Annotated in this window: 14 protein-coding genes; all 14 read left to right on the forward strand. The window is 64.2% G+C overall.

Annotated features, from left to right (window positions below; translation table 11 throughout):
* Positions 1–172: cytochrome c-type biogenesis protein CcmH (locus AC1P6P_RS01375; protein ID WP_481400652.1), on the forward strand; the 172-nt coding region annotated here is incomplete at its 5' end.
* Positions 173–174: 2 nt separating this feature from the next.
* On the forward strand, positions 175–1560 hold the full coding sequence (gene ccmI, locus AC1P6P_RS01380; protein WP_481400639.1) for a c-type cytochrome biogenesis protein CcmI: 1386 nt from the start codon (positions 175–177) through the stop codon (positions 1558–1560).
* A gap of 60 nt (positions 1561–1620) precedes the next feature.
* Positions 1621–2343, forward strand: a complete 723-nt coding sequence (gene ccmC / locus AC1P6P_RS01385; RefSeq protein WP_481400640.1) for a heme ABC transporter permease CcmC — start codon at positions 1621–1623, stop codon at positions 2341–2343.
* The gene (gene ccmD / locus AC1P6P_RS01390) at positions 2340–2498 is read left to right on the forward strand and encodes a heme exporter protein CcmD (RefSeq protein WP_481400641.1); all 159 of its coding nucleotides are present in this window, start codon (positions 2340–2342) and stop codon (positions 2496–2498) included. The genes ccmC and ccmD overlap by 4 nt, the downstream gene beginning before the upstream one ends.
* The gene (ccmE, locus tag AC1P6P_RS01395; RefSeq protein ID WP_481400642.1) at positions 2495–2935 is read left to right on the forward strand and encodes a cytochrome c maturation protein CcmE; all 441 of its coding nucleotides are present in this window, start codon (positions 2495–2497) and stop codon (positions 2933–2935) included. The genes ccmD and ccmE overlap by 4 nt, the downstream gene beginning before the upstream one ends.
* Positions 2936–2940: 5 nt before the next feature.
* A complete protein-coding gene (gene ccmA, locus AC1P6P_RS01400; RefSeq protein ID WP_481400643.1) occupies positions 2941–3555 on the forward strand; it encodes a heme ABC exporter ATP-binding protein CcmA in 615 nt (204 codons plus the stop codon).
* Positions 3552–4217, forward strand: a complete 666-nt coding sequence (gene ccmB, locus AC1P6P_RS01405) for a heme exporter protein CcmB (RefSeq protein ID WP_481400644.1) — start codon at positions 3552–3554, stop codon at positions 4215–4217. Before ccmA ends, ccmB begins: the two co-directional genes overlap by 4 nt.
* 64 nt (positions 4218–4281) lie before the next feature.
* Positions 4282–5499 carry a tetratricopeptide repeat protein gene (locus AC1P6P_RS01410; RefSeq protein WP_481400645.1) on the forward strand — a complete coding sequence of 406 codons (1218 nt, stop codon included), beginning with the start codon at positions 4282–4284 and terminating at the stop codon, positions 5497–5499.
* 195 nt (positions 5500–5694) lie between these two features.
* Entirely contained in the window at positions 5695–6060 is a 366-nt protein-coding gene (locus tag AC1P6P_RS01415) for an NADH-quinone oxidoreductase subunit A (protein ID WP_481400646.1), read from the forward strand.
* Positions 6030–6611 (forward strand): NuoB/complex I 20 kDa subunit family protein, encoded by a 582-nt coding sequence (locus AC1P6P_RS01420; RefSeq protein WP_481400647.1) that lies wholly within the window; start codon positions 6030–6032, stop codon positions 6609–6611. The genes AC1P6P_RS01415 and AC1P6P_RS01420 overlap by 31 nt, the downstream gene beginning before the upstream one ends.
* 15 nt (positions 6612–6626) lie before the next feature.
* The gene (locus AC1P6P_RS01425; RefSeq protein ID WP_481400648.1) at positions 6627–6947 is read left to right on the forward strand and encodes an antibiotic biosynthesis monooxygenase family protein; all 321 of its coding nucleotides are present in this window, start codon (positions 6627–6629) and stop codon (positions 6945–6947) included.
* Complete coding sequence (locus tag AC1P6P_RS01430) at positions 6944–7516, forward strand: NADH-quinone oxidoreductase subunit C (protein ID WP_481400649.1); 573 nt, start codon at positions 6944–6946, stop codon at positions 7514–7516. Before AC1P6P_RS01425 ends, AC1P6P_RS01430 begins: the two co-directional genes overlap by 4 nt.
* A gap of 84 nt (positions 7517–7600) precedes the next feature.
* The gene (locus AC1P6P_RS01435) at positions 7601–7927 is read left to right on the forward strand and encodes a four helix bundle protein (protein WP_481400650.1); all 327 of its coding nucleotides are present in this window, start codon (positions 7601–7603) and stop codon (positions 7925–7927) included.
* 63 nt (positions 7928–7990) lie between these two features.
* Positions 7991–9223: an NADH-quinone oxidoreductase subunit D gene (locus AC1P6P_RS01440; protein ID WP_481400651.1), complete on the forward strand. Its 1233-nt coding sequence runs from the start codon at positions 7991–7993 to the stop codon at positions 9221–9223.

Genomic DNA, 9223 nt, shown 5'->3' on the forward strand with positions numbered 1-9223 from the left:
GCCGGTCAATTCGGAAACCTGGCTGCTGTGGTTCGGGCCGATGGTTCTGCTGGTGTTGGGCGGCGCCGTTGCGGTGGTCTATGTCCGCCATCACCGTGCCACCGCGCCGGTGCCGCTCAGCGAAGACGAAACCCGCCGCGTTGTCGCCCTGATCGGCGAGAAGGAAGACTGACGATGTTGTGGCTCGCCTTTGCCGCGCTCGGCCTCGTGATCCTCGCCATTCTGCTGGTGCCGCTGCTGCGGACCGGTGGCGAACTGCGGCGCCGCGCCGATTACGACATCGTGGTCTATCGCAGCCAGCTCGGGGAAATCGATCAGGAGGTCGAAGACGGTTTGCTGACACCCGAACAAGCCGATGCCGCCCGCGCCGAAGTGCACCGGCGCATGCTGGCCGCCGAGGATGCCGAGCTGCAGCGCCCGCACGGTTTCCTGCCCGGCGGCCGCACCACCCGCATCGGCGCGGCGATCGCGATCGCGCTGGTGATCCCGCTCGGGGCCGGAGCGATGTATGCCAAGCTCGGGTCGCCCGGATTGCCCGGCGAGCCGTATCTGTGGCGGGTCCACAACGATCCCACCTTCGCCGCGGCCGCCGGCGCCGACGCGCTGGTCCAAGCGGTGCAGGCCCATCCCAGCGCCGACGGCTATGCCGAGCTCGGGCGCACCTATTTCGCCGGCCACCAATATGAGCAGGCCGCCGACGCCTACCGCCATGCCTTCGCCATGGGCAGCAACGACGCGGTGTCCTATTCCGAGTTCGGCGAAGCCGTGGTGATGACCAGCAATGGCGCCGTGGTGCCCGAAGCGATGGCGGCCTTTTTCAAGGCGCTGTCGGCCGAGCCGCGCAGCGAACGGTCGCGCTTCTATCTTGGCCTTGCGGAAGCGCAGATCGGCAACTATCGCCAAGCGGTCGCCATCTGGCGCGATCTCGAAGCCGCGAGCCCGGCCGATGCGCCGTGGCTGGCGATGCTGCACGAGCATATCGCGGCCTTCGCCAAGGAAGGCGGCTTCGATCCCAATTCGGTAGCGCCGGCGCCGCCCGATCTCAAGGCGATGGCCAAGCATATGGGCGACATGACGGCGCCGCCCGCCGAAGCTTCGGCCCCGCAAGCGTCCGGGCCGGTGCGCGATCCGACCATTCTCGCCATGGTGCAGCGTCTTGCCGACAAGATGGCGGCCAATCCCACCGATGCGGCCGGCTGGCAGCGTCTGGCGCACGCGTATGTTGTGATCGGCGAGGCTAGCAAAGCGGTCGCCGCCGCCGAGCATGCCGCCGCCTTAAAGCCGGCTGACCGCGATGTGTTGCTCGGGCTGGCCGAAGCGCAGCAGGCGGCGGCGCCGGGCGATGAGGCTCCGGCGGCCGTGGTCGCGACCATGCGCAAGGTGCTGGCGGTCGATAACACCAATCCGCAAGGGCTTTATTTCGTCGGTCTGGCCGAGGCCAAGGCCGGCCATGGCGATAAGGCCAAGGCGATGTGGACAACGGCGCTCAAGAGCCTTCCCGCGAACGATCCCCTGGCGGTCGAGATTCATCATCGGCTGGCCGGGGTGACGATGAAATAGGCCGCCGGTCCGTATAAGGTCCGCCGGCGGAACGGTCCGGGAATCAGGAGTCTTCCCGTTATGATTTCTCTTCACGAGTTCGGTCATCCCAAGCGCTTCATGGATTTGACCGGCGCGCTGTTGCCGTGGATCGTGGGTGCCGCGGTGGTGATGATCGGTATCGGCTTGTACCTGGGGTTCAACACGCCGCCCGATTATCAGCAGGGCGATACCGTCCGCATCATGTTCATCCATGTGCCGGCGGCGTGGGTGGCGATGATGGCCTATGGCGTGATGGCGCTGGCCTCGATCTTCTCGCTCGTCAACCGTCATCCGCTCGCCGACATCGCGGCCCGCGCTGCGGCTCCGATCGGTGCGGTGTTCACCGCGCTCGGTCTCGTCACCGGCTCGCTGTGGGGGCGGCCGATGTGGGGCGCATGGTGGGTGTGGGACGGGCGGCTGACGTCATTTCTGCTGCTGCTGCTGCTCTATCTCGCCTACATCGCCCTTAACGACGCCATCGAGAACGAGACGCGGGCGGCGCGGGCCACCGCCATCTTCGCCATTGTCGGCGCGATCAACCTGCCGATCATCGAGTTTTCGGTGCAATGGTGGACGACCTTGCACCAGGGCGAGAGCATCCTGCGCGCCGGCGGCCCGGCGATCTCGCCGGTGTTCCTTTGGCCGCTGTTTTCAATGGCCGTCGGCTATACGCTGGCCTTCTACGCGCTGTGGCTGGTGCGGATGCGCACCGAAATCCTGGAGAAGCGGGCGCGCTCGGTGATCGGGGCGAGGGTGGCATGAGCGATTTCTGGAACGAGGGCGGCTACGCCTTTTATGTTTGGACCGCCTACGGCATCAGTGCGCTGGCGATTGCCGTGCTGATCGCCTGGACGCTGGCCGGATGGCACAAGGCGAAAGCGCGGCTGAAGGCATTCCGCGACGAGGAGGCTTCATGAACGTCCGCAAACGCCGGCGCATCGCGTTCGTCGCGTGCCTGTTGATCGGTGGGGCCGGCGCCGCCGCGCTCGCCATCGGGGCGCTCAAGGACAACGTGCTTTATTTCTACAGCCCGAGCGACATCCGCACCAAGCACATCGGTGCCGGCACCGCGTTCCGGGTCGGCGGCCTCGTGGTGCCGCACAGCATCCGCCACGATCAGGGCTTGGCGATGCATTTCGAAGTCACCGACGGCAAGAATGCCATCCCGGTCGATTACAAGGGCGATGTGCCGTCGCTGTTCCGCGAGGGGCAAGGCTGCGTCGCCATCGGGCGGCTCGACGACAAGGGCGTGTTCAAGGCCGATCAGATTCTCGCCAAGCACGATGAGAAATACATGCCGCCGGAAGTCGTCGATGCCCTGAAGCGCAGCGGTCGCTGGAAAGAAGGCGGCTGAAAGCGTTGAGCATCGCGCTGGCCATCAACGAGCTGTCGATCGTGCGCGGGGGGCGGACAGTGCTCACCGGGCTGTCGCTGGCGCTCGAATCCGGCGCGGTGCTGTCGCTCGAAGGCCCCAACGGATCGGGCAAGACCTCGCTGTTGCGCGCGATCGCCGGTCTGTTGGCGCCGGCCGCGGGGCGCATCACCATCCGAGCCGACGATGCCGATCTCGACGATCCGGAAGACCGCGGCACCGCCATCGGCTGGCTCGGTCATCTCGACGGCATCAAGGCGCAACTAACGGTGCGCGAACAGGCGCTGTTCTGGTCGCGGCTGTATCGCTCCCCGCATGACGTCGACGCGGCTCTCGCCCGCTTCGGACTGACGGCGCTGGCCGATATCCGCGGCGTGGCGCTGTCGGCCGGCCAAAAGCGGCGCCTCGCATTGGCGCGGCTGATGCTTACGGCGCGGCCGCTGTGGCTGCTCGATGAGCCGCTGGCGGCGCTCGATACGGCGGGCAAAGCGCTGGTGGCCGAGGCGGTCGCCGAACACGCGGGCGCGGGCGGCATCGTCGTCGCCGCCACCCACGAACCGCTTGGAATCGACGGCCGGCGCCTGGTGCTGGGGGCGCCATGAAACCGTTTTATGCGCTGCTCCATCGCGATCTGCGGCTGGCGGTGCGAACCGGCGGCGGCGCCTTGCTGGCGCTCGGATTTTTCGCCGCCGTGGTGACGTTGATCCCGCTCGGCATCGGCCCCGATTTGAAACTGCTCGCCCGCATCGCTGCCGGCGTGTTGTGGGTTTCGGCCTTGCTGGCGGCCCTCTTGGCGCTCGACCGGCTATTCCAGGCTGATTACGAAGACGGCAGTCTCGACCAGCTGGCGTTGTCGTCGCTGTCGCTGGAGGCCGTCGTGCTGGCGAAATCGCTGGCGCACTGGCTGGCGACCGGTCTGCCGATCAGCGTATTGGCGGCGCTGCTGGCGGTGCTCTACGGCCTGCCGCCCACGGCAACCGGCGCGCTCTGCCTGTCGCTGTTGATCGGCACGCCGGCGGTCAGCGCCATCGGTGCCATCGGGGCCGGACTGACGCTGTCGATCCGCCGCGGCGGCTTGATCCTGCCTCTGATCGTGCTGCCGTTGATGGCGCCCGGGGTGATTTTCGGCGCCGCCGTGGTCCTCGCCGTGCTCGACGGAATTGCCAGCGGCGCCTTGCTGCTGCTGGCGGCGTTTTCGCTCTTGACGGTTGTGCTGTCGCCCTTCGCCGCCGCCGCCGCGGTGCGCCTCAATCTGGCATCCTGACCGGGCGCTGGACATTGCCCTTGCAGAGATATCAAATCCCGTCGCGTGCAGCCGGGGGGATTTCATGCGCCGCATCCTGATCGCCATCGTTGGGCTACTGTTTGCCGGGCTTGCATCCGCCGAGCCGGCGTTGCTCAAGGCCGAAAGCAATGTCGAGGACGGCACGCTGGAAGACAGCCGGCTGGTGTTCACGCTCGACTTCGTCGATCTGTCGTTTGTCGTCGACCGCAGCAAGACGGCCAATGCCGAGGCGATGTTCCAGGCATTGTCGGCGGCCTCGAAGGATGGGCGGTCGGTGCAGGTCTGGTTCGACCCCGCCGTCGCGTCGGTCGATCGCGACAAGGGTCTGCCCGTTTTCGCCGTTGCCAAGCTGGTGGCTGGCGACAAGACGATTCTTGGTTACGAGCTCTCGGCGGCGCCAGCTGGGGTGGAGACCGCCGAGCGAGCGCTGGCACAGGGCGTCGCCTATTCAGTTGCCGGCCAGTCGAAGATGGCGCTGCCGCTGCTCGACCGCGCGCTGGCCGAAAAGGGCCTGACGGCGAAGCTCAGAGTGCTGGCGCTCAAGACCCGCGCCGATCTCAGGGAAGACGATGCGCTGGCCGATAACCCACCCGGCGAGGCGCGCGATCAGGCGTTGCTGGCGGCGCTGGACGATGCCCGCGCCTGGCAGAAGGCGGCCCCCGACGAGGCCAAGGCGGCATTCCAGGTTGCGCGCGTGCTGGAAACCCTCGGCGCTTACGACGATGCGATCGCCATTTATAAAGACGGGCTGCTGCGCTGGCCGGCCGAATCGGCCACCGTCTATCGTGGCCTCGAATGGGCCTATCGCGACCTCGGCAAGCTGCGCGAGGCATCGGAGTGGCTCGACCGGCTCGGTGCCATCAACGGCTGGAACGCTACCATGCCGTATCATTACCACCGCGGCTGGTTGTTCGACCTGATGGATTTGCCGGAAGCGGCAATTGGCGAATACACCGAGGGCCTTAAGGCGCAGCCGGATTATGAGGGCGCATTCTGGCGCCGGTCATGTTCCTACGCCGCCAATGGCCAGATCAAGGAAGCCTCCGACGACTTCCGGACCTTCCTGACGCTTCACGCACGCGACATGCAAGGGGTGGCGCCGTCGCCCTCCAGCCGGTTTGACGACCACCGGTATGGTGAAGTCGAGCAAATTCTTAAGCAGACCCTGGCGGTGGACCCGGCCCGCAAGGTTACCGGCTTATGCGAGGGGACCTGGGATTGGGGCATCGGTAAACGCCCGCGTTCCAAGCTTCTGCCCTGAGGGTTTGGTTCACGGCGCGCAATAATCTGGAAATCTTCTAACCTTAACCTATTTCCCTAGCGTTTTCGCGGCGATTCCCCAAAGATTCCCTGTTTTCCTGGGCCGACTCCTGGTCTAAACCCATTCTAAATCGGTGCAGCGCAGCCGCCCCGACGTTTGGGGGTCGCGGGGCTTGCCCGTGCGTAAGGGAATTCGATGGAAAAACTGCTCCTGGAATACCTGCCAATCCTGATCTTCATCGCGATCGGGGCGGCCATCACCATTTTCCTGGTGATCGTGCCCTACGTGATCGCGCCCAAGAGCCCGGACCCGGAAAAGCTCTCGGCCTACGAGTGCGGCTTCAACGCCTTCGGCGATGCCCGCATGAAGTTCGACGTGCGCTATTACCTGGTCTCGATCCTGTTCATTATTTTCGATCTCGAAGTGGCGTTCCTGTTTCCCTGGGCGGTGACGCTGGGCGCGACGGGCGTGTTCGCCTTCTGGTCGATGGTGGTGTTCCTGGGTGTACTGACCATCGGCTTCATCTATGAATGGAAGAAGGGAGCCCTCGAATGGGAGTGATCCCGGCAGGAACCGCAGCTCGCGCGGGCGTCGAAGGGGCTGGGCCGATCGCGCCCAACGATCCCTATTTCGAGGCGATGAAGGCCGAATGGGCCGACAAGGGATTTCTGGTCGCCCCGTTCGATATGCTGGTCAACTGGGCCCGCACCGGTTCGATGTTCTGGATGACCTTCGGGCTCGCCTGCTGCGCCGTGGAAATGATGCAGGCGTCGATGCCGCGTTACGATCTCGAGCGTTTCGGGATTGCGCCGCGCGCGTCGCCTCGCCAGTCCGACGTGATGATCGTCGCCGGCACGCTGTGCAACAAGATGGCGCCCGCTCTGCGCAAGGTCTACGACCAGATGCCCGAGCCGCGCTATGTCGTGTCGATGGGCAGCTGCGCCAACGGCGGCGGCTATTATCATTACAGCTATTCGGTCGTGCGCGGATGCGATCGCATCGTGCCGGTCGACATCTACGTGCCCGGCTGTCCGCCGACGGCGGAAGCGCTGGTCTATGGCCTGTTGATGCTGCAGCGGAAAATCCGCCGCACGGGCACGATCGACAGGTGAACAGGGGGGAATGCCATGATTGTTCGCATTTGGACGGCCGAAGCACTGCACGAAGACGCTGATGAATATCGCCATCACTTCCATGACGAACTGATGCCGAAATTGCGCGGGTACGACGGTTTCATCAGTGCCGAAGCGCTCGAACGTCACGGCAAGAACGTCAAGGACGATGTCGAGTTCGTCATCATCACGCGTTGGGAAAGCATGGATGCGATCCGCAAGTTCACCGGCAGTCACGAGGAAGTCGCCGTGATCGAGCCCGACATCCGCGCTTCGCTGAAGCGTTACGACACGACGGTGAAGCTCTACATCCACGTTGCCGAGGAGTGGAAATGACCGATCCTGCCGGGCTGGGTGAAAAGATCGTTGCCGCATGCGGGGCCGTCACGACCAAGGTCGCGTACGGCGAACTGACCGTGTGCGCCGAGGCGAAGGACATCGTGCATGTGCTGGTGACGTTGCGCGACGAATTCGGCTTCCGCACCCTGATCGACATCTGCGGTGCCGATTATCCCGCGCGCGAGAAGCGGTTCGACGTCGTCTATCATCTGCTGTCCCTGACCCGGAACGCGCGCATCCGGGTCAAGGTGCAGACCGACGAGGCGACGCCGGTGCCGACCGCGATCGGCGCGTTTGCCGGCGCGCAATGGTTCGAGCGCGAGGCCTGGGACATGTACGGCATCACCTTCGCCGGCCATCCCGACCTCAGGCGCCTGCTGACCGACTACGGCTTCGAAGGCCATCCGCTGCGCAAGGATTTCCCGGTCACCGGATTCGTCGAACTGCGCTACGACGACGACCAGAAGCGCGTCGCCTACCGGCCCGTGGAACTGGTCCAGGAATTTCGCGAGTTCGATTTCCTGAGCCCGTGGGAAGGGGCGGAGAGGGTGATGAAGGGGGAGTAGGGAGTAGGGAGTAGGGAGTAGGGAAAAGAATTGTGCGGCGAACAGATCTCATCCTATCGGGACTTGAAGATATGGCAGGAGGCGATGTCTTTGGCCGAGGCGTGCTATCGAGCTACGCGCGATTTTCCCAAATCGGAGACATTCGGTTTGACGAGTCAAATCCGTCGTGCTGCAGCTTCCGTCCCCGCCAACGTCGCCGAAGGATATGGAAGGGAGAGCACCCAGTCGTACATTCAGCACCTTCGCATCGCGCAGGGCTCTCTCAAGGAACTGGAAACGCATTTGTTGTTGTCGAGCCGTGTCGAAATAATGCCCGCCGCAATTGGCGATCCGTTGCTTGCCCATGCGACGGAGGTTGGAAAGATGTTACGTATGCTTATTCGCGCACTGCAACGAAAGCGTGAGGGTTGAGATGAATAGTACTCCCTACTCCCTATTCCCTACTCCCCATTCGCTACTCCCTTGTGGTGCACCATGAACGACTACACCTCCTTCCGCCCCGACGAATGCCCGCCCTGGCTGAAGGACGGCGCCAAGAGTGAAGACGGCCGCATCACCATCAACTTCGGGCCGCAGCATCCCGCTGCGCATGGCGTGTTGCGCCTCGTGCTCGAGCTTGACGGCGAGCTGGTCACGCGCGTCGATCCGCATATCGGTCTCCTCCATCGCGGCACCGAGAAGCTGATGGAGCACAAGACCTATCTGCAGAACGTGCCCTATTTCGACCGCCTCGATTACGTCGCGCCGATGAACCAGGAACACGCTTATTGCCTGGCGATCGAGAAGCTGCTCGGGCTGGAAGTGCCCAAGCGCGGGCAATATGTCCGCGTGCTGTTCTGCGAGGTCGGGCGGCTGTTGTCGCATCTGTTGCAGATCACCACCCAGGCGATGGACGTTGGCGCGCTCACCCCGCCGCTGTGGGGCTTCGAAGAGCGCGAAAAGCTGATGAATTTCTATGAGGCGGCGTGCGGCGCGCGCATGCATGCCAACTATTTCCGCCCCGGCGGCGTGCATCAGGATCTGCCGGGCAAGCTGATCGAGGACATGCTCGCCTTCTGCGACACCTTCCCGAAGGTGATCGACGACATCGAGGGTCTGCTTACCGAAAACCGCATTTTCAAGCAGCGCAATGTGGAAATCGCCAAGCTGACGCGCGAAGCGGCGGAAAGCTACGGCCTCACCGGCGTGTTGCTGCGTTCCACCGGCGTGCCGTGGGATCTGCGCCGCGCCCAGCCGTACGAGTGCTACAGCGATCTCGAATTCCAGATTCCGGTCGGCAAGAACGGCGACAATTACGACCGCTACTGCATGCGCATCGAAGAAATGCGCCAATCGACCAAGATCATGAAGCAGTGTCTTCAGAACCTGCCGTCCGGGCCGGTGATGTCGGTCGACCACAAGGTGGTGCCGCCGCGCCGCGCCGAGATGAAGTCGTCGATGGAAGCGCTGATCCATCACTTCAAGCTGTACACGGAAGGGTTCAAGGTGCCGGAAGGCGAGGTCTATGCCGCCGTGGAAGCGCCCAAAGGCGAGTTCGGCGTCTATCTCGTGTCGGACGGCACCAACAAGCCGTACCGCTGCAAGATCCGCGCGCCGAGCTATGCGTCGCTGCAGGCGCTCGAATATTTCACCAAAGGCCACATGCTGGCCGACGTATCGAGCGTGATCGGTTCCATCGACGTCGTGTTTGGGGAGGTGGACCGGTGA

This window comes from Rhizomicrobium sp., from assembly GCF_056722145.1.